This is a genomic window from Petrotoga miotherma DSM 10691 (assembly GCF_002895605.1).
Lineage (GTDB): Bacteria > Thermotogota > Thermotogae > Petrotogales > Petrotogaceae > Petrotoga > Petrotoga miotherma.
In genome coordinates this window covers 25,130-50,412 of the sequence record NZ_AZRM01000010.1, presented here as the reverse complement: position 1 = coordinate 50,412, position 25,283 = coordinate 25,130, and the positions used below count along the sequence as shown (strand labels likewise).

At 34.8% G+C, this 25,283-nt stretch carries 24 protein-coding genes and 1 tRNA gene; 1 reads left to right on the top strand and 24 read right to left on the bottom strand.

Features of this window, described 5'->3' with window-relative positions; all coding sequences use genetic code 11:
- Positions 1-114 precede the first annotated feature (114 nt).
- The 11 genes from gcvT to X928_RS01915 form a co-directional block, all read right to left on the bottom strand.
- Positions 115-1,440: a glycine cleavage system aminomethyltransferase GcvT gene (gene gcvT / locus X928_RS01965; protein WP_103078234.1), complete on the bottom strand. Its 1,326-nt coding sequence runs from the start codon at positions 1,438-1,440 to the stop codon at positions 115-117.
- A gap of 136 nt (positions 1,441-1,576) precedes the next feature.
- Positions 1,577-2,248: a metallophosphoesterase family protein gene (locus X928_RS01960; protein ID WP_103078233.1), complete on the bottom strand. Its 672-nt coding sequence runs from the start codon at positions 2,246-2,248 to the stop codon at positions 1,577-1,579.
- A gap of 68 nt (positions 2,249-2,316) precedes the next feature.
- Complete coding sequence (locus tag X928_RS01955; protein ID WP_012209694.1) at positions 2,317-2,589, bottom strand: HU family DNA-binding protein; 273 nt, start codon at positions 2,587-2,589, stop codon at positions 2,317-2,319.
- Between the two features lie 114 nt (positions 2,590-2,703).
- Positions 2,704-3,336 (bottom strand): RdgB/HAM1 family non-canonical purine NTP pyrophosphatase, encoded by a 633-nt coding sequence (gene rdgB, locus X928_RS01950; RefSeq protein WP_169926270.1) that lies wholly within the window; start codon positions 3,334-3,336, stop codon positions 2,704-2,706.
- Positions 3,320-3,979 (bottom strand): ribulose-phosphate 3-epimerase, encoded by a 660-nt coding sequence (gene rpe / locus X928_RS01945; protein WP_103078231.1) that lies wholly within the window; start codon positions 3,977-3,979, stop codon positions 3,320-3,322. Before rpe ends, rdgB begins: the two co-directional genes overlap by 17 nt.
- Positions 3,980-3,991: 12 nt before the next feature.
- Positions 3,992-4,894, bottom strand: coding sequence for a ribosome small subunit-dependent GTPase A (rsgA, locus tag X928_RS01940; RefSeq protein ID WP_103078230.1), 903 nt, complete (start codon positions 4,892-4,894; stop codon positions 3,992-3,994).
- Positions 4,891-5,394 carry a PASTA domain-containing protein gene (locus X928_RS01935; protein ID WP_103078229.1) on the bottom strand — a complete coding sequence of 168 codons (504 nt, stop codon included), beginning with the start codon at positions 5,392-5,394 and terminating at the stop codon, positions 4,891-4,893. Before X928_RS01935 ends, rsgA begins: the two co-directional genes overlap by 4 nt.
- A gap of 5 nt (positions 5,395-5,399) precedes the next feature.
- On the bottom strand, positions 5,400-6,443 hold the full coding sequence (gene rlmN, locus X928_RS01930) for a dual-specificity RNA methyltransferase RlmN (protein WP_103078228.1): 1,044 nt from the start codon (positions 6,441-6,443) through the stop codon (positions 5,400-5,402).
- Positions 6,444-6,572: 129 nt separating this feature from the next.
- Complete coding sequence (gene guaB, locus X928_RS01925; protein ID WP_103078227.1) at positions 6,573-8,024, bottom strand: IMP dehydrogenase; 1,452 nt, start codon at positions 8,022-8,024, stop codon at positions 6,573-6,575.
- Positions 8,025-8,226: 202 nt separating this feature from the next.
- Positions 8,227-8,302: transfer RNA gene (locus X928_RS01920), tRNA-Ala, on the bottom strand.
- Between the two features lie 123 nt (positions 8,303-8,425).
- Positions 8,426-9,781 (bottom strand): MBL fold metallo-hydrolase, encoded by a 1,356-nt coding sequence (locus X928_RS01915; protein ID WP_169926267.1) that lies wholly within the window; start codon positions 9,779-9,781, stop codon positions 8,426-8,428.
- Positions 9,782-10,123: 342 nt separating this feature from the next.
- Here X928_RS01915 and X928_RS01910 point away from each other — a divergent pair, with 342 nt between their 5' ends.
- Positions 10,124-11,224 (top strand): BMP family lipoprotein, encoded by a 1,101-nt coding sequence (locus X928_RS01910; RefSeq protein WP_103078226.1) that lies wholly within the window; start codon positions 10,124-10,126, stop codon positions 11,222-11,224.
- Between the two features lie 53 nt (positions 11,225-11,277).
- Here the strand turns inward: X928_RS01910 and X928_RS01905 are convergent, their stop codons facing one another.
- The 13 genes from X928_RS01905 to X928_RS01845 all read right to left on the bottom strand — a co-directional run bounded on the left by X928_RS01905 (position 11,278) and on the right by X928_RS01845 (position 25,219).
- Positions 11,278-11,919: a protein-L-isoaspartate(D-aspartate) O-methyltransferase gene (locus tag X928_RS01905; RefSeq protein ID WP_103078225.1), complete on the bottom strand. Its 642-nt coding sequence runs from the start codon at positions 11,917-11,919 to the stop codon at positions 11,278-11,280.
- Positions 11,919-14,162, bottom strand: coding sequence for a bifunctional dihydroorotate dehydrogenase B NAD binding subunit/NADPH-dependent glutamate synthase (locus tag X928_RS01900; RefSeq protein WP_103078224.1), 2,244 nt, complete (start codon positions 14,160-14,162; stop codon positions 11,919-11,921). The genes X928_RS01905 and X928_RS01900 overlap by 1 nt, the downstream gene beginning before the upstream one ends.
- Positions 14,163-14,383: 221 nt before the next feature.
- On the bottom strand, positions 14,384-14,959 hold the full coding sequence (locus tag X928_RS01895) for a nitroreductase family protein (RefSeq protein WP_103078223.1): 576 nt from the start codon (positions 14,957-14,959) through the stop codon (positions 14,384-14,386).
- A 242-nt stretch (positions 14,960-15,201) separates the two neighbouring features.
- Positions 15,202-15,885: an RsiV family protein gene (locus X928_RS01890; RefSeq protein ID WP_103078222.1), complete on the bottom strand. Its 684-nt coding sequence runs from the start codon at positions 15,883-15,885 to the stop codon at positions 15,202-15,204.
- A 14-nt stretch (positions 15,886-15,899) separates the two neighbouring features.
- Positions 15,900-16,823 carry an L-lactate dehydrogenase gene (locus tag X928_RS01885; RefSeq protein ID WP_103078221.1) on the bottom strand — a complete coding sequence of 308 codons (924 nt, stop codon included), beginning with the start codon at positions 16,821-16,823 and terminating at the stop codon, positions 15,900-15,902.
- A 75-nt stretch (positions 16,824-16,898) separates the two neighbouring features.
- Entirely contained in the window at positions 16,899-17,993 is a 1,095-nt protein-coding gene (locus X928_RS01880; RefSeq protein ID WP_103078220.1) for a M14 family metallopeptidase, read from the bottom strand.
- Between the two features lie 14 nt (positions 17,994-18,007).
- A complete protein-coding gene (locus tag X928_RS01875; protein ID WP_103078219.1) occupies positions 18,008-19,402 on the bottom strand; it encodes a YfcC family protein in 1,395 nt (464 codons plus the stop codon).
- A 52-nt stretch (positions 19,403-19,454) separates the two neighbouring features.
- Positions 19,455-20,111, bottom strand: a complete 657-nt coding sequence (locus tag X928_RS01870; RefSeq protein ID WP_103078218.1) for an MBL fold metallo-hydrolase — start codon at positions 20,109-20,111, stop codon at positions 19,455-19,457.
- A 259-nt stretch (positions 20,112-20,370) separates the two neighbouring features.
- The gene (locus X928_RS01865) at positions 20,371-21,966 is read right to left on the bottom strand and encodes a hypothetical protein (RefSeq protein ID WP_103078217.1); all 1,596 of its coding nucleotides are present in this window, start codon (positions 21,964-21,966) and stop codon (positions 20,371-20,373) included.
- A 21-nt stretch (positions 21,967-21,987) separates the two neighbouring features.
- Positions 21,988-22,737 (bottom strand): ABC transporter ATP-binding protein, encoded by a 750-nt coding sequence (locus tag X928_RS01860; RefSeq protein ID WP_103078216.1) that lies wholly within the window; start codon positions 22,735-22,737, stop codon positions 21,988-21,990.
- Positions 22,738-22,819: 82 nt separating this feature from the next.
- Positions 22,820-23,314, bottom strand: a complete 495-nt coding sequence (locus tag X928_RS01855; protein WP_146026618.1) for a hypothetical protein — start codon at positions 23,312-23,314, stop codon at positions 22,820-22,822.
- Between the two features lie 278 nt (positions 23,315-23,592).
- A complete protein-coding gene (gene cobO / locus X928_RS01850; RefSeq protein WP_103078214.1) occupies positions 23,593-24,108 on the bottom strand; it encodes a cob(I)yrinic acid a,c-diamide adenosyltransferase in 516 nt (171 codons plus the stop codon).
- A 343-nt stretch (positions 24,109-24,451) separates the two neighbouring features.
- Positions 24,452-25,219 (bottom strand): DUF364 domain-containing protein, encoded by a 768-nt coding sequence (locus X928_RS01845; protein ID WP_103078213.1) that lies wholly within the window; start codon positions 25,217-25,219, stop codon positions 24,452-24,454.
- Between the last annotated feature and the right edge of the window lie 64 nt (positions 25,220-25,283).

Genomic DNA, 25,283 nt, shown 5'->3' with positions numbered 1-25,283 from the left:
GCGCCCCTTCGCCCCGCCCCCCACCCATTAGGATAAAAGTGTTTATGCTCTTTCCAGAAACCCACCCATAAGGAATGGGAGGAAAAATACCTCCCCCCAGGTCGCCCTAAATTTTTACTTAGTGCTTTTTACACTTCCTTTATAAAATGGGGTTTTTACAACCTCAGCTTCTAATAACTTGTTCCTTGCCTTTATACTAACAATGGTCCCAGATTTCGAAAATTCTTTACTTACATAGCCTAAGGCTAAATTCTTCCCCAAAGTAGGCGACTTTACACCACTTGTCACAAACCCTATCTTTTCATTATCTTTGAAAATTTCATACCCATGCCTAACTGGCATCTTGTCGTGTATTTCCATACCAACTAATTTTCTTTTGATTCCTTCTTCTTTTTGTTCTAGCAAAGCTTCCTTACCAATAAATTCTTTATTAAAATCGACAGTCCATCTTAAGCCTGCCTCCAAAGGTGTAGTATTTTCATCCATATCCTTGCCATACAGGAGCATTTTAGGCTCGAACCTTAAAGTGTCCCTGCTTCCCAAACCACATGGCTTGCCATCAACCTCTTTAGCAAGTTGTATAAGTCTATCCCAAACTTTAACAGCGATCGTTGGAGATAGGTACAACTCAAAACCGTCTTCACCTGTGTATCCTGTCCTTGATAAGATTACTTCTTCTCCTTCTAGTTGTAGAACTTCAAAAGAATAATATTCTATACCATCCAGATCAATATCTTTAAGATGTTTTTGTAGTTGATCCTGAGATTTTGGGCCTTGAAAAGCTATTTGGCAATATTCATCACTCTTGTTAATTACATCAACATTAAAAGAAGAAGATTGACTTTTTACCCATTCATAATCTTTTTGTGTATTAGATGCATTGACTACTAACATAATCTTTTCTTTGTTAAACTTATAAGCGAGAAAATCATCCAAAATACCGCCATTCTCATTACACATAGGTGTGTAAACTATTCTGCTATTCGGTATTCTCTCCACATTATTTGTAATCAAGTAATTTACAAATTTCTGTGCATCTTTCCCTTGCACAAATAATTCACCCATATGAGAAACATCAAACACCCCAACTACATTTCTAACTGCATTATGCTCTTCAATGATAGAAGAATACCACAACGGAAGTTCCCACCCTGCAAATTCTCCCATCTTGGCTCCAAGTTCTTTATGTCTTTCATAAAGCGGAGTCTTTTTAAGTTCAGACAAGGTAATTCCTCCTTTCTCAAATTCTCTAATTATAACTTTAGCTGTATCAAAATCCTTATCTTCAACATACAAATCATAAATTACTCCCTCACCGAAATATTCTCCCCCTATTCCTATGGGAGATTTTAAAAATACTTGTATACCGTTATCTTCCAAAATTTGCTTCAAAATCTGACTCTGTGGATAATTGCAATAATCTTTTATTTTTTTTAACATCAACTCACTCCTCAAAAGAAAGATATTATTCAATTTTAATTATATCATTCTTTGAAAAAGTTAGAAAATCGAAGTATTTTCAATTAGAAGGATTTAAAGACAATTAAAGGCGATTAAAGAAGTTTAAATCAATTTTTCAAAAAGACTGTAAAACTACGTGTTTATTATTCTCAGTGATTCCAAAGGCAGTCAATTTCCCACCGTACACATATCCTGTATCGATATCTATACTTATTATTTTCTTATTCTTATCTCGTTTCACAAAGATTTTATCTTCACCTGTTAGGTACAATGTTGGAGTATGCCCATGAATGACGGTATAATCATAATACCTTTCTGACATACTTAAAAATTCATCCCTTATCCATAACAAATCCCATTTATCTTGTTGGGAAAGTGACTTTTTTGGATTTACTCCCGCATGAACAAACAAATATTTCTCGTTTCTGATTTCTATCTCATAATACAAAGGTAGGTCTTTTAAAAAGGTTATGTATTCTTCCCCAATATAGTTATCAAAACTTCTAATTGTCGATAATGCACCATTGTAAAACCATATACCCTCATCATACTCATGAGTTTTTTGGTAATAGTCGACCATCATATCGTCATGGTTTCCCTTTAGAAAGATACGATTTCTCTGCTTGCTTAAAGTAATCAAAAGATCCAATACTTTTTTTGAATCCGGCCCTCTATCCACATAATCACCCAAAAAAATTACTGTGTCTGAATCATTGATATGTGTTTGTTTTAAAAGCGAAATTAAAGTATCGTACATACCATGGACATCTGAAATTGCCCAGATCAATTGAAACCCTCCAATTTGATCACGTCATTATCAAAAAATGGGCAGGAACCCTGCCCATTTTTTGGAATTTACTTCACCATATCTTTCAATTCTTTACCAGGAACAAATTTTGGAACCATCTTTTCTGGAATTTTTATGGCCTTTCCGGTTTGTGGATTGACCCCTTTTCTTGCTGCTCTTTTCTGAACTTTGAAAGTCCCAAAACCAACTAGTTTAACCTCTTCTCCCTTACTTAAAGCCTCAGACACTACATCAACAAAAGCATCAACGAAACTTTCGGCGTCTTTCTTTGTTACGTTAGCTTTCTTTGCGAAAGCATCAACTAAATCTTTCTTATTCACAAACATTCCCCCTTTCACAGATAAAGATTCTTAAATCCTCATTCTACGGAACTTCAACGCAATTATACCATAAAACAAAAAAAATATCTACTTTGAATCAATATTATAAAAAAATCATTCGTTATTTTCTAATATTGTAGCACTTTTTAAGAAAAGAAGCAACTTTTTTATAGCTTTTGCCCTATGACTTATCTTATTTTTTACATCTTTGCTTAATTCTCCAAAAGTATAATCGTATCCATCAGGAATAAAAATTGGATCGTAACCGAAACCATTCTTTCCTCTTATCTCAAATGCTATTTTACCATAAACTTCTTCTTGACAAGTTACTAAAAAATTTTTCTGAGGATCAAAATACGTCGCCGCACAGGCAAAATAAGCGGTTCTATCTTTTTCATTTTCCAGCATCGATAACAATTCCTTCATCTTCTGCTCATAAGAATAGTTTTCCATGAACCTGGCAGAGTTTACACCAGGGAATCCTTCAAGAGAGATTATGGACAACCCTGAATCATCTGAAAAAACTGGTTTTTTTATTAATTTTGAATAAGCCCAAGCTTTAATAACAGAATTTTCTACATAAGTTTCACCATATTCTTCTACTTCAAAATTATCCTCTTTTATCTCATCAAATATATATTTAACAGTAATGCTTCCATTTATATCAATATTTTGAAGAATTTCATTGATTTCTCTTACCTTGTTTCTATTTGATGTAGCCAAATACACCTCACTCAAAATCTTCAGCCACCCTTTTTAGTTCAATTATCTCTTGTGAAGGATTTTCAGAATAAAACACACTGGCACCAATAATAAAAGTGTTAACACCACTTTGGTGAAGTAATCCAATGTTCTGCTTATTCACTCCCCCATCAACCATTATTTCAACATTCAAACCCTTTTCATCTGAAATTTTTCTTAATTTTCTTACTTTCTCGTAAGTACTTTCTATAAAATGTTGACCGGTAAATCCTGGATTAACGGACATAATCAATACTTTATCGACATAGGGAAGAATTTCTTCTAAAAGTGACACAGGCGTATGCGGATTTAAAGTTACACCTGCTTCACACCCCAACTCTTTGATCTTTAAGATGGTCCTATGCAGATGTACCACCGCTTCATAATGCACCGTTATGCTACTCACAAACTTAGAAAATTCTTCTAAATATTTATCTGGTTCAACGATCATCAAATGAGCATCCAAATATATATCTTTAAATTTTTTTCTAATCGATTCCACGATTGGAAAACCAAAAGTAATGTTTGGAACAAACACTCCATCCATAATATCGAGATGTATTCCATCAGCTTCTTCAGAAACTTTCTCTATCTCTTGAGATAAATTCAAAAAATCAGCGGCTAAAATGGAGGGATAGATTTTTATCAAACTTAAACACCTCTATTGCAATTTTAGTGAACTGTCTTCTATTTCTTTGTATATTTGACAATAATTGGTATACCTACTAAATGAAATTTGTTCCTTTTCTACAGCCTCTTTAATTGCACATCCAGGTTCAACCGTATGGGAACAGTTTGAAAACTGGCAAAAACCGTCAAATCCCAAAAATTCTTTGAAATAGTGCCTAAGTTCATCTTTTTTTATTCCTCTTAGCTCTAAACTCGAAAAACCCGGTGTATCGACTATATATCCTCCAAAATCAAAATAAAGCAGTTCAGCATACGTTGTAGTGTGTTTACCTCTACCTAATTTTCTGGAAATTTCTCCTTCTCGAAGTTTCAATTTTGGGTCTAAAACATTCAATAAACTAGACTTCCCAACTCCAGAAGGGCCTGCGAAAGTTGATACTTTGTTTTTTAAACAGGACTTTAATCTATCTAAATTATTTTTCGTTATTTTCGATGTGGGAATTACAGGATAAATTTTACCATATATTTCTATAAATCTTTCCATATCTTTTTTTTCTTCGTCACTAACAAGCAAATCCGTTTTGTTTAACACTATAACTATATCCAGTTTCTCTTTTTCAGCGAGGGCTATAATTTTATCGACTACTATCAAATCTACTTGAGGTTCTTTAATTGAGGTAACCAAAACAAGTTGATCCAAGTTAGCTACTCTGGGCCTGTATAATTCATTTTTTCTCTTTAAAATGTTTTCAATTCTTCCATAACTATAACTTTGGTCCTTAGAATATTCTACATAATCACCAACAATGGGCCGAATCTTCTGTAATTTAAATCTACCAGGGAGGAAGCAGTTAACTTTTTGATTAGTTTCCAAATCTTGAACGGTTACCATATCCGAATGAAATCTAACAACTATACCCCTTCTCCAACTCATTGATTACTCCCTTCATATTCACCAACATAGAGAATCACCTTTTCACCACTATAATTATTTCCTGGTGTTGGAGACATGTTCAGTACCACATCGTTTTCTTCAGGTGTATAAGTTAATTGATTTCTAATTTCATAAGCTATATTGTACTCACTTAGAAACTGTTGTGCTACTCCAGACGGTATTCCTATCAGATCAGGAATCTTCAGAGTATTCATCTCTCTAAGTTGGACTATTACATGATGCCCTTCTTTTACCTTTGTACCAGGTTCCGGATCAGTATACAAAACTTTTTCCCCGTTACCTACTATGTTTGGAATTAGGTTTAACTCCTCTAAAGAAGAAACAGCTACTTTTTTATCTTCTCCAATCAAATATGGAATCTCAACCGTATTTGAACTGTTGGCAAAAACTGTCATCATAAAAAAGGCAAATATTCCAGAGGCTACTATTCCTAAAATAAAAAATATCAAATTTTTGATTAATTTTCTTATTTTAATCATTATTTTCACCTATTAACTTCTTTTAACTCTCTGGTTCTTAATTGACCACATGCGGCTGATATATCACTACCTTTCTCGGCTCGCACAACAGCATCAATTCCATTCTTTACGAGAGTATCTAAAAAAGCTTGAATAAATCTTTTTGAGGGTTTTTCAAACCCTGCTGGATTTGCATTGGCAGGAATTAAATTAACCATCACTTTCATGTCACCAAACAGTTCGACTAATTTCAAGGCGTCATCTTTTGAATCATTAAATCCTTTTATCAATATATACTCAAAAGTTACCCTCTTTTTTGTTTTTTTCTGATAAATTCGGCATGACTGAATAACCTGCTCTACTGGATATTTATGATTTATGGGCATTATTTGATCTCTTTGAAGATTTGTTGGTGCATGAAGTGACACAGAAAGTCGAAACTCTTTGCTCAAATCGCCCAATTCTTCAATTTTGTGAGGTATTCCAGCAGTTGAAATGGTTATATGCCTTGCCCCTAATTTTTTCATCTTTGGATGGTTTAAGATCTCTACGCTTTGAACAACGTTGTTAAAATTTAGTAATGGTTCACCCATTCCCATGTATACAACGTTTTTTACATCAATATCTTTATCTTTTTCCATAGCTAACAATTGACCAATTATTTCACCTGTCGATAAATTCCTAACGTAACCGCTTTGCCCTGTAGAACAGAATGAACATTTCAGTGGGCAACCAACTTGTGTTGATATACAAGCTATCGTTCGTGAAGGATAGTAAATAATTACCGCTTCAACAGTGTTTCTATCCTCTAACTCCAAAAGATATTTGGTCGTTCCATCTATCTTTGATACCTGTTTTTTAATAATATGAGGAATAGATATTTTAAAGTTATCACTGAGTTTTTGTCTATCGTCTTTAGATAAATTAGTCATTGATGCAAAATCAAAAACTCTTTTCTTATAAATCCAATCACAAATTTGATCGGTTCTAAACTTTTCAAGTCCTAATTCATTGAGCAAATAACTTTGTAAATCTGAATATTCAAAATCTAAAATGTTTTTTGTTTGCATATAACTTCCTCTCCATTAAAATATACTCATTAGAAACTTTATTTTAGCGCCCCTTCGTCCTGCAGCCCGCCCACGCAGCCCACCCATAAGGAAGAGAGAGATTAACCCGCAACCCACAAAAATCAATAACTAAGATGAAAAGAAATAATTTGGAGCTTCACGTGTGATTTTTACATCATGTGGATGTCCTTCAGTTATACTTGCCGTAGTAATTTTTATAAATTTAGCCTTTTGCTGTAATTCCTTAACATCTTTTGCCCCAACATATCCCATTCCAGCTTTGACTCCTCCAACTAATTGTATTATAACATCTTTTACCTCACCTTTGTATGCTACCATAGCTTCAACACCTTCTGGCACAAGCTTCTCATTTGGTGTGTCTTCTTGGAAATATCTATCTTTACTCCCTTTTTCCATAGCTGCTATTGAACCCATACCTCTGTATGTTTTAAACTTCCTTCCCTGATAAATTATCGTTTCGCCAGGTGCTTCTTCAGTACCAGCAAAAATACTCCCCATCATCACAGTAGAAGCCCCTGCTGCTAAAGCCTTAACAATATCACCAGAATATCTTATTCCACCGTCAGCTATAACAGGAATACCGTATTTATTCGCTTCTTCTGAAACCTTCATAATTGCACTTAATTGGGGTACCCCGACCCCAGAAATAACTCTCGTCGTACATATAGAACCTGGTCCAATCCCGACCTTTACTGCATCGGCTCCACTTTCTATTAACATTTTGGCAGCTTCAGCAGTAGCTATATTCCCAGCGATTACAGGGAGATCTGGAAATCTCTCTTTTATCATTTTTAAAATTTCGATAATATTTTTCGTATGTCCATGTGCGGAATCTAAAACGACAAAATCAACCCCTGCATTAACTAATTCTTGCGTTCTTTGTAAACCATCCGAAACGCCAACAGCAGCTCCAACAACTAAACGCCCTTTATCATCTCTTGTAGCGTTCGGGTTTTCAATCACGGAAGTAATATCCTTTATTGTTATCAAACCCTTTATATGTCTTTTATCATCTACAATAGGCAATTTCTCTATCTTATTCTGATGAAGTATCTCTTTCGCTTCTTCCAAAGATATATGCGAACCAGCGACAACCAAATTTTTGTAGGGAGTCATCAATTCTTTGGCCTTTTTTTCCATATTTTGTTCAAATCTAATATCTCTATTGGTCAATATACCTAAAAGAACTTTATCATCATCCACAACCGGCAATCCGCCAATTCTGTACTCTCTCATGATCTTTTCAGCTTCTTTAATGGTTGTATCGGGAGTAATTGTAATGGGATCGTATATAATCCCGTTCTCTGTCTTTTTTACTTTTGAAACTTCATAGGCTTGCTGTTCAATCGACATATTCTTATGAATAACCCCAACGGCGCCTTCTCTCGCCATAGCTTTTGCCATTTGGGATTCACTCACAGTATCCATTGCTGCAGAAAGAAAGGGGATTTTTAAATGGATATCTTTTACTAAACGAGATGTTGTATCAACCCTACTCGGCACAATTTCGCTATACTGCGGTAGTAACAACACATCATCAAAAGTGAGATACTCTTCCATTTCTCTGCCTCCTTACCCTGGTGGATATTATCTTTAAAAAATTGTGTTAGTGCCCCTTCGCTGGGGCCTTGCCCTGTAACCCATTTAAAATTATTTAGTTTTTAAAATATTTATTCTATATAGGTTTGCGCCCTTTCACCCCGCAGCCCACCCATGATGAAAGATTTAATATATAAAAAAAAAGGGAATATTTCCCTCATATTGGTGGAGTCGATGGGACTTGAACCCACGACCTCTACCGTGCCATGGTAGCGCGCTCCCAGCTGCGCCACGACCCCATAAATATAAAAACTTCATTTGAGCATACAAATTATAACATAAGTGTTCTCTTTTTTCAAGCATTTTTTTTAACATAAAATCACAATTTACAACTATTTATTATTATTGTAGTTGACAAAACCTTAGAATTCAACTCTACTTATTAGTATCCCTTCAGCATCGTATAGTGCCGCAATATCTCCATCGTTATTCCAAACATAAGCTCCTGTCCATTTTAAATTAGCTGGAGGTTCATCTATCGCGCCACGACCTGACAAAATATTCACACATTTTCCAGCTCTAAGTATATATCCATCTGGAAAATTAAACTTTTGGTTTCCAACTTCGCTAACCAAAGCCCATCCTGTTAAATCTACGTCTTCATCAGTATTGTTGCAGATAGTAACCTTTTCATCAGAAACATCTAAGTTCGTAATCAATATAGAAGTTTTTTGTGGTGCTGATTCTTGAGCATCTTCCATAAGATTAACAGTGTTAATTGGTTCAACGTTAAAATTTATTTTATTCCCATCACTAATAGCTATAATATGTCCCTGCAAATCTGTACGAAAAAGATCTACCTTATACATTTCTAATCTTTCTAATACTTCCTGTGCTGGGTGACCGTAATTATTATTTTTACCAACAGAGATCACCGCATATTTTGGACTAACTTCCTTTAAAAACTCTTGCGAAGTTGATGAATAAGATCCATGATGGCCAACCTTAAGAACATCTGCTTTTAAAAACATACCGTTATCTATCATATCTTTTTCAGAAATTCTATCGGCATCTCCAGTGAAAAGATAAGAAGAATTTCCAAAATCTAACTTCACGACAGCACTCCAAGAATTAAGGTCTGTTCCATAATTTTTCACAGGTCCAAGAAAATACACATTACTAAATGAAGGACAACCTATCACAGCCGCTAATGCAGAATTAATTAAAGTAATTCCAACCTTAGCTGATTTAATGTAGGTTCCTTCGTTTCTCACTTCTAAAACAAAATCATTGTAAGTTTTCGTGGTGTGAGAAACATCCGGGGCATAGACATTTTCAACTTCAAAGGCTTTTAAAACATCATCTAACCCACCTATATGGTCTGCATCTGGATGGGTGGCTATCAAATATTCTATATCATCAACACCTTGGGATTTGAGGTAAGTAACTACATCGTCACCATACCAATTATTTCCACCGTCAATTAGGATATCAACATTATTTGGTAATTTTATATAAATTGAATCTCCTTGACTAACATCAATAAAATGCACTTCAACATCCGAAGTTATAGGAAGAGATATGCCTGATCTTTCTAAAAATGGCAAATAATCTTTAATTTTCTCTATTAATTTTTGGGTATAGTTAACTTTCAAATACATTAATTCATCTGTTTGATAGCTAGTAACGTAGTTCCAAATAAAACTTGGAGAATTAAAGGATAAAGAAAAGGAAAATGGAAGAAGTAATATGCAAAATATCAGTAGAGCCTTCTTCATAAGCATCTCCTCACTACTTTGCTTATTATACTTTTACTGTTTTTAGACACTCAAAAGCTTTCTTTAGCGCCCCTTCGCCCCGCTCCCCACCCATAAGGATAAAGAGTTTTTATACTTCATTCCGGCTCCCCACCCATAAGGATAAAGGGTTTTTATACTTCACTCCAATTCCCCGCCCCTCTAAGGAAGGATCTGCAGTTTATAACCCGTAGGGGAAGAGCCATGTAGCCCACTTCATGATCTGTATTTTTATTATATCATCAAATTGTAAAACTACTCTTGGTAAAAACTTTAAAACCGAATATGCTATAATAATTATACATCCCAAAGGAGGCGATTTTTATGAAAAAGTACTTCAGTGTTTTCTTTGTTGTTTTGTTCTTATTTTCCACTATTTTCGCTTTCAAAGTAACCATGGTCACCGACGTAGGAGGATTGGGCGACAAATCTTTCAACGACGGAACATGGCAAGGCGTTTTAAGAGCGAAGGACGAATTAGGGGTAGAAATCGCAGTAATCCAATCATCTGAACAAACAGATTATTTACCAAATCTATCTAACGCTGCAAGAGATTCAGACGTGGTAATCGCCGTGGGATTTATGATGACGGATGTTTTATTCAACGTAGCTCCTCAATTTCCTGATGTTTATTTTGTGGGCATCGATATCGAACCATCTCCTGGACAGATAGTCCCTTCAAACGTTGTTTGTTATGTTTTCAACGAGCATGAATCAAGCTTCCCAGCAGGTTATTTGGCTGCAATGATGACCAAAACAGGAAAAGTAGGGTTTATAGGAGGAGTTCCAGTTCCTGCCGTCACCAAATTCGAAGCTGGCTACGCAGCAGGGGTTAAAGTATACAATGAATTACATAACGAAGATGTCCAAGTCATATCAGGTTATGCGAACACATTCAACGACCCTGCTTTAGGAAAGAGTTTAGCTCTAACACAGATGGAAAACGGTGCAGATATTGTTTTTCATGCAGCTGGACCAACGGGGAACGGCGTAATTGATGCTGCTAAAGAAAGAGGAAGTAATCTATACAATCTACCCAAAAATGCCCCCTTAGAGCAAATCATCGATAAATACTATGAATTAGATAAAAACTTTTTTGCAATAGGTGTGGATGTAGACCAAGATTACATGGCTCCGGGCTACGTATTGACAAGTGCTATGAAAAGAGTGGATACAGCTGCTTTTGAAGGCATTCAAAGCGCCATGTCTGTAAGAACCTTTGAATCTGGTGTCTTTAGATTAGGTATGAAAGAAGACGGTGTAAGTATAACGCCAATGAAATACACAAGAAGCATGGTACCCATTAGATATTTTGTCGAAATCGAATATCTAAAAAAATTGATAAAAGAAGGTAAACTGACAATACCATCAGATCCATCCCAAATAGGATCATTTGAAGTTCCTGAGATAACTTTTCCATATTAATAATTAAAATATCCCGCTTTTTGCGGGATATTTTCTATTTTAACTAAAAACTCTCACCAACCATTTTCACCTATTAAAGGCACAAACATACAACCATCAGAGTATTCAACCTTCATATTTCCATCCTCTAACTTGGTTATTTTATGTAAACGTTGAAAGGTTCTAGAACCAATCGGAATTACCATTCTTCCACCAACTTTTAGTTGAGAAAACAAAGGATCAGGAACTTTTGGCGCTGCTGCTGAAACTATAATTCCGTTAAATTCAACCTTTTCTTTTTTCCAACCTTTTGTTCCATCCCCAACCTCTAAAACAATATTTTTATAACCTAATTCCTCAAATTTACTTTTTGCTCTTTGGGCTAACGTTTCATTTCGTTCTATCGTATAAACAAAACGTGCTATCTCTGCCAGTAAAGCCGTTTGATAACCAGACCCAGTACCTATTTCTAAAACTACGTCTTTTTCTTTTAATTCTAATAGTTGAAGCATTAAGCCTATTATATAAGGTTGAGAAATAGTTTGCCCTTCACCAATAGGCAAAGGGCAATCATCATATGCATACTTCTCAAGATTTTTTGGAACAAACAAATGTCTTTTAACCTTCAAAAAAGCATTTAGAACTTTTTCATCGATTATACCTCTTCTTTTAAGCTGATACTCAACCATCATTCTATTTTCTTCCTCAAAATCCATCAAAATTTTCCTACCTTCAATGAAATATATTCATCTATTGCCTTAGCAGACCTTTTACCTGCCCCCATTGCCTCGATAACGGTTGCTGCTCCTGTAACTATGTCGCCTCCTGCCCAGACTCCTTCAACAGAAGTAGCACCGGTAACGGGATCTGCCTCTATATAACCCCATTTATTCAGTTTCAATTCAGGAAATGCGTTGAGTAATACCTTGTTTGACTCTTGACCTATAGCAACGATAAAAAGATCTGCAGGTATTTCAACATTACTATTTTCAATGGGGATAGGCCTTCTTCTACCAGAAGAATCAGGGTCTCCCAGTTTCATCTTTTGACAGATTACATTTGTCAATTCTCCCTTTTCGTTTCCTTTACACTCTATTGGATTAGTCAGCCACATAAAATTAATTCCCTCTTCAACGGCGTTTTCATATTCTTCTTTCCTTGCAGGCATCTCTTGTTCCGTTCTTCTATACACCACTGTGACGGTTTCAGCACCAAGCCTTAACGCCGATCTTGAAGCATCCATCGCGACGTTCCCTCCTCCAACAACTACCACATGTTTGCCTATCTTAACGGGAGTATCAACCAGAGGGAACTCATAGGCTTTCATCAAATTAACCCTTGTTAAGAATTCGCTTGAGGAGTAAACACCATTCAAATTTTCTCCTGGGATATTCAAGAATCTGGGGGTTCCTGCACCTGTTCCTATAAATATAGCGTCGAACTCTTCTCTCATTTCATCTATTGTAACTGTCTTTCCTACAACAACATCGGGCTCAATTTCCACCCCTAGTGATTTAACATATTTAACTTCTTCAAAAACTATCTCCTTTGGAAGCCTAAACTCAGGGATACCATAAGTCAGAACTCCTCCTGGTTTGTGTAAGGCTTCAAAAATTTTTACGTAATATCCCATCTTTGCCAAATCTGCTGCCACCGTTAGTCCCGAAGGTCCTGCACCTACAACAGCAACCTTCCCTTTGATATTGTTTTTAGACACTTGGATATTATTCTTTTCACTTTTTCTTTGAACTCTTTCCCAATCCGCCACAAACCTTTCTAATCTACCTATGGCAACTGGTTCAAAAGCACCTGATTTACCCAAGGTACATGCACCTTCACACTGATTCTCTTGCGGGCAAACCCTTCCACAAATGGCGGGTAAATTGTTGTAACTCTTCAGTATCTCTGCAGATTTAGCAAGGTTACCATCTCTCAACTCTCTTATAAACCCTCTTATATCTACCCCAACAGGACATCCGTTTATACAATTATATGCGCTATCTGGACATTGTAGGCATCTATCGGCTTCCATCATAGCCTCTTCCAAACAATAACCATATGCAACCTCTTGAAAGTTGTGCTTTCTCTCTTCAGGAGGTTGTTTTTTCACAGGAACTTTTTTCCTCAAAATCTTTTTTGGACGTTTTTTCTTTTTTTCTTCTAAAGACTCCTTTTCCTCGACTTTGTACTGCCCCAGCCTCTTTAACAATTCATCCCAGCCAACGAGCTCACCTTCAAATTCAGGGCCATCCACACAGGCAAATTTAACGCTATCTCCAACAGTTACTCTGCAACCACCACACATTCCTGTTCCATCTACCATAATTGGATTCAAAGATACTATTATGGGAAAACCAAGTTCTTGAGCGGTCTTTGTGGCAAATTTCATCATTATAACAGGTCCAATAGCCCAAGCCTTATCTATTTTTTCACCATCTGACACTACTTTTTTCATACCATCGGTAACCAAACCCTTGATACCTTTTGATCCATCATCTGTTGTTACTATTAACTTATCAGAAAACTGTGAAAACTCATCTTCTAAAATTAAAAGATCAGCGGTTCTTGCTCCCATAATCGATATTACCCTGTTGCCTTTTTCTTTCAACGCTTTTAAAATAGGTAAAATTGGGGCAACACCTATACCTCCACCAATCAATAATACCGTCCCATAATATTCGATTTCTGAAGGATTGCCCAAAGGTCCAACGACATGGGCAAAGGAATCTCTATTTTCAAAAGTTGCCATTTTCTTCGTACTTTTACCAACCACTTGAAATATGAGCCTTATCTTATCTTCAGCTTTATCGACTATAGTTAGAGGAATCCTTTCTCCATCTTCCTCTGCTATAACTATAACGAACTGACCGGGTTGTGCATGTGCTGCTATCTTTGGTGCTTCAACCCAAACACTGTATACATCTTGAGCTAACTTCTTTTTCTCGGATATTTCGAACAACACTTCCACCCCTTTTTAATTTTTTTCTATGTTTCTATTAAGATATTCTTGCAATCGTTCGTATGACATCGGTTAAATACTCTCCAACATTTGTAGTTTTTTTGGTAACTTCAGACCATTTATTTTACACGCCGCTTCCCAAAGCCAATTTTCTAAAGTTTTAGTATCAAGGTTATTTTGAGCCATTTGTTATCCTCCTATGTTCCTCACAAATAATTTAATCAAAATTTATCAAAATGAATAACCTTTTCAAGAGGCCTTTTTGGAACGTGGAAATTGCTGTTCTCGTCTATATAATATTCAACTGTCTCATCGTTATCCTCTGCAAAAGATTCATGCCCTTTATAACCTAAGGGAATTACTGTATCAATCTCATAGTCATCAGGAACTTTTAGGATTTCTCTTACATTTTCCCTGTTGATAGTAACGATAGGACATCCCCCTATACCTTTTGACCAAGCAGCTAACAAGATATTTTCAAACGCGGCTCCTATATCGTGACCAATCCATTTCGTGGCTCTATGTTTGTTAACTAAAATAAAAATATAAGCAGTTGGCTTTTCCCCTTCTTTAGGAGTCCCTTTTGGGGATATGTAGCTAGCCCAACCTAAATTTTCAAAGACTTTATCGCAAATTTCTTTATCTTTTACAACTATAAACTCTAATGGTTGTTTATTTGAAGCGCAAGGGGCTAACCTTGCACAATCTACTAACTCTTTCAATATTTCATCATCGATGGGATCTTGCTTGAACTTTCTGATGCTTCTTCTTTGTTTGATTATTTCTATTACATCCATGTTGTTGTTTTCCCTCCATTAATTATTTTTGTTAATGTTTTTTTAGAAGTTCTAAACCTTACTTTAGCGCCCCTTCGCCCCGCTTCCCACCCATAAGGAAAGGGTATTTTAATCCCTTTACTCTGCTCCCCAACCGTGAGGAAGAGTTAAGGTATTGCTCCTTCGCCTCGCAGCCCGCCCATAAGGAAAAAGAAATTTTAATCCCTTTAGCTTGGTCCCCACCCACAGTTGGCCGACATCTCTTATTGAATTTCTATTCCCAATTCTTTAAGGGGTATTTTGAACTCTCTTATACCTGATGAATATGGAGCAATTTCATAGAGCTGGTAGATTATTACCAGATCTTCATTTGTAATATAATAATCTCTATCATACCCTATCGTGTCTAGAGTTTCATCAACATTAAAATAAATTTTAGGGTCTGAATTTATTTCTTCGATTATGGTTTCTTTGATTATTTTAAAAGATTCGCCTGTGTCTTCACTATATAAATCTAAGAAATCGTAGAGATTTAGGAATTTACTGAGAGTTAGATCGTAATTGTACGTTTCTCTTGTAGTCATTGGATGAGCTTGTAGATAAACAAAAGAAAAATAGTCCGCATAAAAACTGACAAAACTATCTGAAACAAATCCAACTTCTGATTCTATTATTACTTCAACGTAAGGTCCTTTAGAATCTTCTGTACTATTTCTAAAGTTATAAGACTCATCGAGATATTCACTTAAGAAGTCTTCAACATCTTTTGCTAAGTAACTATTTAAAAGAAAGGCACTTGGTGCATCCTTTGTACCGTAAAAAAAGGGAATACTTACCCTTCCACTTAAGTTTTCCGTTAATTCTGACGTTAGGGTTATGTATTCGATTGAATAGAGGGTTATAGAAAACAGTATAAGCAACAAAAATATACTTAAAAACTTTTTCATAGTCGCTCTCCCCCTTAAAGTAAGTTTTTGATTGATTCAAGATACTCTTTGATTATATTTTTTGATCTTTCAAACTTTTCAGTTTCTTCATCATTCATAGTTATATCGATAGTTCGTTCCACCCCGTCTTTGTTTATAACCGCCGGATATCCTATGTACATATCATCCAACAACACGGAAGGGGTATATACCCTACCTTCATTCTTAATTATCGATTCTACCAGTGCAGTTGTTGCTGAAGCTATTCCATAATTAGTTGCACCTTTTTTGCTTATTATAGTGTAAGCAGAATTTTTTACATCTTCAAAAATTTTACTCAGATCTTTATTACAACTATCTTTGTATGGGCAATTGCGGCAAAAACCTTTAATCGGGACACCTCCAATCATTGCCGAACTCCACGCCGCTAACTCTGAGTCACCATGTTCCCCTATTATGTAGGCGTGAACACTCATTGGAGAAACTCCACAATTTTTACCTATTAAAGCTCTCAGTCTTGCAGTGTCCAATATAGTTCCAGTTCCAATTACTCTATTAGATTCAAAACCAGTTACTTTCCATACCACATAGCTCATAACATCAACAGGGTTAGTAATATTTATTATCAACGCATTTGGAGCATATTTTTTTATGTTTTCTGAAATGCCTTTTATTATTTTAGCATTTTTTATGGTCAAATCTAACCTTGTTTCACCAGGCTTTTGAGCAGCTCCTGCTGTAATTATTACTATATCGCTTCCTTCTATATCGCTATACTCCCCAGCCCTTATGATCATTCTTTTGTGAAAGGTAGTAGCATGTAATAAATCCAATGCTTCACCTTCAGCCATTTCTTTGTTGAGGTCGTAAAGAACAATCTCGTCAGCAACTGCTGCGTTTATTAAAGCAAAAGCGGTACTTGAACCCACTCTTCCCGTTCCTATTATACTTATTTTCAAAATTATATCCCTCCAATTTTTTAAGTTTGCATGCTATGAAAAACATAACTCAAGGTTATAGTATACTTTTATTTTCTACTTAAAAAATTCAAAATATTTCAATATTCCATTCAATGCCTTTTTAGTATCTTCTTCAAAAGAACTTCGCCAATCATTACGCTCTGGAAAAAACATCTCTCTAAATAATTTATCGACTTTCGATCTTACTCGCACACTTTTTGCACCATACCACCATGCTTGATTCTCTAAAACCAAACTTTTTATACTTTTCAATTGGCCCATTAATCCTTCGCCATATGTACCAAATTCCAAGCACGTAGAATAGAAATTTGAAGTACTTTGATATTTTTTGTGTATATAATCTATCATATCTCCATTTATACTGTAAAAAGTTTCTTTTTTCGCTTGTGTAATAGGAGAGTAATCAAACTGCTTTTCTCTGGTATTGCAATCTTCTTTATCAAAGGCAGAATTAACAATCAACAATTTATCTTTTGGACCTGCTCCTGTATGGATATCTAAGTGAAGGATAAAGTCGTAGGTGTTAAAAACTTTTTCGTATATTTCTTTTATGTACTTAGTTGATTTTTCTTCTTTCTTTCCGCCATAATAAACAGATTTATTATCAACATATTGTCCTTTGGTTAGAGCCTCTTTTATCCCTTTCGAACCTAATTTTAATAAATAAGGTAACAATTCAAAAAATCCAACTATTAAACTGGAGTCTAAAACACCAACCGGCCTTTTTTTGGTGAAATACCTTTTCATTTTTTTATATGACTCGTTGCTTAAATCCTCGTTTTGATAAAGAAAATTTCTATTTAAATCAACGTTGTTTTCATTTACTCTTCTTTTATGCCTCATTCCCCAAGGGTTCAAGGAATGAATGAGAAACAACGAAATTTCTTGATTTTTTATTCGGTGTAAAAACTCTTTAACGAATATCTGCATGAACACATTACCTGCGTATCCTTCTATTCCATGCTCGCCTGTTGTAATAAGAAACAACTTTCTGTTACCTTCGTTCTGACATAAAAAACTATCAATATAACTGTCCTCTTCAATTGAATAGGAATCATTAGAAACTGTAGAATAATATTTATTTAACTCATTTTCAAAGGTGTAAAAGTTCTTTCTACACTTATCAAAATCATACGAATAATCATACATCTCTCTATCTCCTATTATATAGGACCGTATCCTATTTTTACTGCAATATACAAATATAACAAAGAAAGAAGAAACATAACCAGCTGAATCTTCCAAATGAATTTAAACCATTTAAAATAACTAACTCCAGCTATTCCCAACGAGATTAACAACACTGCATTAGTAGGATACAACAAATTACTAAATCCATCTCCAAAAACGAAAGCTTGTACAGCGGTTTGTCTCGTGATTCCAACCAAGTCTGCCAAAGGAACTATAATTGGCATAGTCAAAAATGCTTTTGCGGAAGCTGAACCTATGAATAGATTCATAACAAAAAAAAGCAAATAAATCAAAAAAGTTGCAGCGACAGTTCCTGATTCAGATATAACAATAGATGCATTGTACAATATCGTGTCTAAGATTTTTCCATTGGTAATTATTAGTTTTACCGACATAGCCATGAGAATCAATATGACTCCAGGCAACAGATTGCTCATGCCAATTAAAAAATCTTTGAACACTTTAGAAATACTTTTTTCTACAACTAAACCCGATAAAAAACCTCCTACCATGAATAGCACACCAACAACGGGTAACATAAGGCCACTCATAAATCCGGTAAAACCAGAAATTAAAATCAGTATAAACAATATGGAAATTATTGTTATTAAAATTTTAGAAGCTTTTGAAGTGTTTACATCATAATCGATGGTTTCTATTTGCTGATCAACAACCTCTTTTTGGTGTTTTTTAGCATAATTCCTCAAAAAAACAAATAAAAGTAGGTAAGTTGTGATAAAAATAATTATTCTGAGGCCTATTCCCGAAAAAAGTGGAATTTCAGCTATTCTTTGTGCCACCCCTAAACTAAACGGATTCGCTATTGCTGCAGAAAAACCAAATCCTGCTGCGAGTAAACTCATCCCCAAACCTGTTAGGTCATCCCAACCCAACGATATTGAAAACATTATTACAATCGGTATTAAAGGGACAATCTCTTCAAAAATCCCCATCAAAGCACCTAAAAGCATAAAAACTAGAATCATCAAACCTAATAAAACATTTTTTTGTTTGCTGTACCTTTTAACAATCTTATTGATAATGTATTCAATGACATGGTTTTTATTCAAAATATAGATTGAACCAGAAACTACCAATATAAACACAATAATAGTGATTATAAGGGGTGCATCAGAGCTCCATAATACTTCGATAGGAGCGGTAAACCATCGCCAAAAGGGATAATTTGGTTTTTCTATTGTCTGGTAAGAATCTTCTACGATGACTGTTCTTCCGTCTATAAACTCTCTTTCATACTCCCCCGCAGGCAATAAAATTGTTAATACCCCTGAGATCATCATAATAGAAAAAATAACTAATGCTGAGGTTATAAACATGTTTCTGCTTATTTTTACAGACTTTTCCATACCTCATCCCCCTCGTATAAGACGTTTTGATTTTTTACTGTCTATAGTATTCTTAAATTTCAATAACCTTTCCTGCGCCACCTTCTATATACGCTTCAGGAAAAAGCCTTTTAATATCTTCTTTTTGTTGGGTACAATGTGTTGCACAAATTAGTTTTAAACCTTTCAAAGATTCTGCAGGTGTTCCGTGTAACCCTCCAATTATTCCATAGACATCTCCAAATGTTGAAGCGGTTTTTAATATATTTTCCATCTTTGGATGAGAACATCCAACTATGATTACTATTCCTTTTTCAGTTTTTACACAAAGAGATTGTTCTATCCCTTCTAATTCTCCAGTGGAATAAATGCCTTCATGTATTTCAGTAGGACCTTTTATGGTAACAACTTCTTTCGCATTTTTCACTCCCTTAAAAGATGGTGGAACGTAAACCGTTACATTAGGGTTTTCCGAAAGAAAACCCGACAAGCCTCCCACATGATCGTAGTGATTGTGAGATATAAAAACCTCATCTATTGTAGATGGATCAACTCCCAACTTTTTCATGTTGTTTAACAGAATCTCTCCACTTCCACCAGTATCGAAAAGTATCTTAGGTGCTTTTTCTACTTCAATCAAAGCAGAGAATCCCCAATTAGCTTGGAGATCTTTGTCATATGCTGTATTATCGTATAAAATAGTAACTTTCAATTGTTTACTTTCTGCCATTGTTGTTCCTCCTTTTTTATAATTACTTTCTTAAAAAGCTCTAAAACATTATAATATAGCGCCCCTTTGCCCCGCTCCCCACCCATAAGGAAGAAGAACTTCTCCGATCACTGCTTCTCACGCGTTATAGGAAAACCCTACTAAATTATATGATAGCACACATTCTAAAAAATAAGAAAAACCCTCTTACAATTTCCATAGAGGGTTTATTAAAGTATCACAGAAATTCAATACAATTTTTAGATCCACCAACAGAATGTTATTCCATTGCTTCTATGTACTGATTTATCTTTCTTTGTTCTTTCACAATAGATCTTACAATTACAAACAATAGCACCGCTACTGTTCCAAGTATTATTAGAGAAGTAAGCTGCATGCTGATATTTTTGAAGATCCACAAAGGACCTTGGGCAAGCATTAGGTCATAAAAAAATAGCAAGCCAAAAATAGCCGCAGCGTACCCCATTGTTATCAATTCTATAACCAATACTTCTTTCCCTTTGAAAACCTTGTTCATTTGGGATATATCTCTTTTGGGATCACTGAGAAAGATTCTTGTTCCTAACAGTGATGAATAGTACAATAATATGACAGTAGGAATTATTAATACTAAATCAAAGAAATTAAATTTTAAAAGAATTGAGAAAACTATTGTAAGAGCTATAAACTCAATAGTATAAAGCCCTGTAGAAATCATTATTTTTGAGTTCACCATAGTTTTTGTTTTGAAAGGAAATAACTTTGGAACGGGCCAGATTTTTATTTCTTCAGTCAACATATATGCAGAAATCATAGCTGAATAGTCTGCGGCTATCAACACAAAAAACATCGCTATGTAAGATAAATCTTGCATACCTGTGAAAAAGAATATGAATGGCAATACTACCGGATAAATCATCATAAAGATCAATTGGGAATTCCTGAAAAGAAGTTTTCTATCTTTCTCAAAAAGAGGAAGACGTTTGGTTTTAAACTTTTCAATTTTTTTAACCTTTGATTTTTTTCTCGATGTTGAAAAATCAAGTCTGTTCGCATATCTGTATATCAAGTAAAAGAACAATATTGAAACAGCGTAGATAAAAACAAGAGAAAAGATGTCGCCGTTAATAGCATTGATGAATTGAGCATGTGGCCAAAGAGGGTTCATAAAAATATTAAGGGAGTTCCCCATGCTTTCCACAAGGTTTTCTGGATCGTTGGTCATTATCCTGGGGAGAAATTGCGGTATTAAGACCATAAAGATAATGCCTATGAAATAAGTTAATTGTGCAATTCTTTTTGCGGATGTTTTACCAACAAAGAAAGACATAATTAATCCTATTACAATCGATATAGATATCAAAAAAAGAAAAAACCCTATAATACCCAAGATAGATAGAATTACATTTGAACCTTTCAAAATCATATAAGAAACAACGATTGATAAAAAAGCGCCACTTCCTACTCCAGACATGATTAAACTATCTATCGTAGAAGAGAAAAAAAGTGTTGATCTTTTAATAGGCATGGTCAAAAGGATGTCCATCATATCGTTATCAAAAAGCGTAGTTACAATTAATGGGGAAAATTGTAAAACAAAAATCGCGCTTACAATTAAAAAAGAAGGTGCAAACATTAGTTCTAGCAAAGTATAATTAGAATCCAAACCTATTTGATTCAACGGAATGTTTAAATTAAAGGAACCTGCGGCTGCGAGCATCGTTGGAATGATAACAGCTAAAAAAATTATTGGGACTATTAGATAACTCATTATACTGGAGATCATACCTGATCTTCTTTCTATTCCTTTTTTATTTTTTGTCGGTCGAGATTTGTTTTTATAGGAGTATTTTAACAACAATTTCAATTCATTCATAATTGTCTCAGAACCTCCCCACTAGAGTTCATCGATTATTTCTTTTACTTCACTACCCCCTGTTAATTCCAAGAAAATATCTTCTAAGCTCTTATTTCCGAGTTTAGAGAGAGACCTCAACTCTTCCAAATTACCTTCAGCAAGGATCCTACCGTGATCGATGATTCCTATTCTGTCACACATCTTTTCTGCTATTTCAAGTATATGCGTCGTAAAGAATATCGAAGAGCCTTCGTTTTTGTATTTTTGTAAAAGTTCTTTAAGTATCCTTGCTGCCCGGGCATCTAAACCTACGGTTGGCTCGTCTAAAAAAATCACCTTTGGTTTTCTCATCAAAACTGAGGCAACCATTAATTTTTGTTTCATACCATGAGAATAATCACCTATATAATCGTTGAGGTAATCTATCCCAAAGGCATCACATATTTCGTTAAATCGGGAATGAATTTCATCTGAATTTAATTTGTATACGTTCATTACAAACTCTATGTATTCACTGCCTTTGAGATTCTCATACATTTTTGGTTCATCAGGCACAACCCCAATTTCTCTTTTTATCTCCATTTCGTAATTATTGTAATCTTTATCCATTATGAAAATTTGACCAGAGGTTGGTTTTAGTGTTCCTGTGAGCATCCTTATCGTTGTAGTTTTCCCTGCACCGTTGGGACCAAGAAAACCATAAATTTCTCCTGTTTTTACGTTTAAGTTGATTCCATCAACAGCAGTGAAATCTTTAAATTTTTTTGTTAAATTTATCGCTTTTATCAAAGTTAATCCCCCCTCTACTTCGTTCTTATTTTAATAAGTATAAAACCCTTCTTTTTTGGTTCCAGAGGGTTTTCTCATTGTGTTAGCTTTGAAAGAAAGGAAATCTCAGGCCTTCAATTTCTTTTTCGTTTTTTTCAAACTTACCAGAATACTCTTCCATTTCTTTTAAATCCCAATCGAACACCGTTAAATAACAGCTACCTTCCTTTTCTTCGCTGAATATTGCCGGAAAATCATATAGATCTCCAGAATCTTCTTTCTCGCTCTCTTCTTCGGCTAGTGACACCTCAGTAATCACTGAATACGCTTTTAAATCAACGATCTCTGCCAACTCACCTAAGAAGTACATGAAATTGTCAAATTCTTCTTCACTATCGACATCTAATGGTAAGTTAACGGGGACGACTTCTTCTTGAACTTTGAATTGTGACAGGTGCTCGTTGATATCCTGAGCCAATTCTTCATCAAGTTCTTTTATCTTCTCCAAAAATTCTTTCTTAGATTCTTCGCTAAAATTTACCCACAAAATAACTTCAGGGTGAAGATGGTCCTCATGTACTAAATTAGAATCATTCATATACTTGATTGCCACTGTGTGAAAATTTGGATAATTAGAAATAAAAATCTCCTCCTTTTTTATTGAACCAAATTAGAAACTTTAAATCAATTTTCGCATCCTTCGCTTGATTAATACTCTAAAGTTGTCTGGATTGAAGTAAAAATATTATTGTTAATATTATTATACCATTATTTTTTTATTATGCATATTAATAAAATAAAACAGGAAATTATATTTTGAATACCAAAAATAATTGACCTTCGAAGAAACTTGGCTTATTTATTTTTTACTGTTATTTAAAATTCTATTCCCTTTCTTGCTTGAACACCTTGGTTGTAATAATGTTTAATCTCTTTCATCTCGGTAACCAAATCCGCAATTTCTATAATTTCTTCTGGGGCATATCTTCCAGTTATTACAACCTCTATCGATGGAGTTCTTTCTGTAATTGCTTTTACAACTCTACTCAGGGGAATCAATTTGTAGTATAAAGCAATATTTAACTCATCCAACACAACCAAATCGTATTCAAAGCCTTTTAAAACCTTCTCACAAACATCCATTCCCTTATTGGCTGCCTCTATGTCTTCTTCTGTAGGTTTTTTGTATATAAAACATTCTCTACCAAACTGTTGAATTTCAATGTTTTTAATAAATTCGCTCACTTTCAACTCACTATACTCCATGCCTTTTATAAACTGTGCAAAAAAGACTTTTTTACCTGAAAGTGCCGCTCTAACAGAAAGCCCTAAAGCTGCTGTTGTTTTGCCTTTGCCGTTGCCAGTATAAACATGAACGAAAGATTGTTCCATCTCAGCCACCTCATTCTCTGCTAAAAATTTATTTTCCCATAAGTAGTATCTGCAAAAAACAAAAAATATTTTTTCGAGTTTCGCTATATAGGAGTAAAAAATAGTTTTTTATTTTTATATTTTTTATATTTATATATATTTATATAAAACCTTATAGACTGTCCCAAAAATTGACCCACAACTGGGTCAAATTTTGACCCAAAACTGTCCCATTTTTTGACCCACCTGTCCCAAAAATTGACACAGTTAAATTATAAGCTAATTTAAAAGTAAAAATAAAATTTACTCAAACGTAAATATTTTTGCAGATACTATTATTGGAGGTAACAAAAATGAAGAATCTTTATACCCTTACATTCTTTTTAATTGCAAATTTGGATAGGTGGCTTATACCCCCTGCGAGTGAAATATTTCGAAAGATTTTGTCTTTTTCCCTTTCATCCCACCAAGAACCTGCTAAAATACTTACCCCTGTTCCAACAAACGCGTTGGGAAACATCGGGGTCGATGCCCCAATTAAAACTATCTCTCGGGCATTTTTGCATAAACTTAAAAGATACTCTAAGCTGTGGTTTATAACAGTAGTCCCACTTAAAAAAACAATTTCACATTTTGGAAGTATGTCCTTTTGTTTCTCCTCAGGGAGGACTTTACCAAAAACGCCACCTTTTTGCGAAACTCCACGATCAAAAATAAATACATTTTTGACCATTCCATTGAACATATTAGCAACTTGAGGAATATAGCCTATCGAGCAAACATTATCCTCTGGAGTAATTTCAACAGAAAAGGGGTGAATAGAAGTATCTACATCAACCAAAGGAAGGGAGCGTGAAGATGCTGTCAACACAGCAACGCCAATAGACCTTTGCAGATCATCTTGACCCGTGAGAGCCCATTCGGCAATTTCTAAACTATCTTTACCAATAATATCTTGAGCATACGGGAAAATAGAGCAACCTGATTTTAAATTCTCACGTAGAACATAACTTACACCCATATAATTATTACTAAGTTCCAAACCAATAAGTGAAATTCCTATAACCGCATCTTTGATCTTTAATCCTTCTAAATAAGGCTGTGCTTCTTCTATAATTCTTTCAATTATCATCCTGATCTCCTTCTTAGTGAGTTATTTAACTATTGAAATATAAAAAATGTTCTTAACCTTCTTC